The sequence below is a fragment of the Catenulispora rubra genome (assembly GCF_015356825.1).
Taxonomy (GTDB): Bacteria; Actinomycetota; Actinomycetes; order Streptomycetales; family Catenulisporaceae; genus Catenulispora; species Catenulispora rubra.
In genome coordinates, this window is the sequence record NZ_JAACYW010000787.1 from 1 (window position 1) to 408 (window position 408).

Annotated in this window: 1 protein-coding gene; it reads right to left on the bottom strand. The window is 64.5% G+C overall.

What is annotated here, in order from left to right:
* Nucleotides 1-398 (bottom strand): bile acid:sodium symporter family protein (locus tag GWK61_RS55420; protein ID WP_194922395.1); only part of this gene is annotated, 398 nt, incomplete at its 3' end.
* Between the last annotated feature and the right edge of the window lie 10 nt (nucleotides 399-408).

A 408-nucleotide genomic window follows, 5' to 3' on the forward strand; every position in this document is an offset into this window, starting at 1 on the left:
GGAATCGCCTGCCCGTCGCCCATGAAGTATTGCAGCGACAGATTGACGATCAGCGGCATGGTGAGGATGGCGATCACCGAGTTCACCGCGGTCAGGGTGATGTTCAGTGCCACGTCGCCATGCGCCAGGTGGCTGTAGAGGTTGGCGGTGGTGCCGCCGGGCGAGGCCGCCAGCAACATCATGCCGACCGCCAGGGCCGCCTCGAGGGCGAAGCCCTGGACGATCAGGAAACAGGCCATGGGCAGCAGGACGATCTGGCACACCAGGCCGACCAGCACCGGCTTCGGGTAGCGCACCACGCGGAGGAAGTCGGCCGGGGTCAGGGACAGTCCGAGACCGAGCATGATGATGCCCAGGGCGATGGGGAGGAACAGGGTCAGGATGGGATCGGCGGTCATTATTGTTATT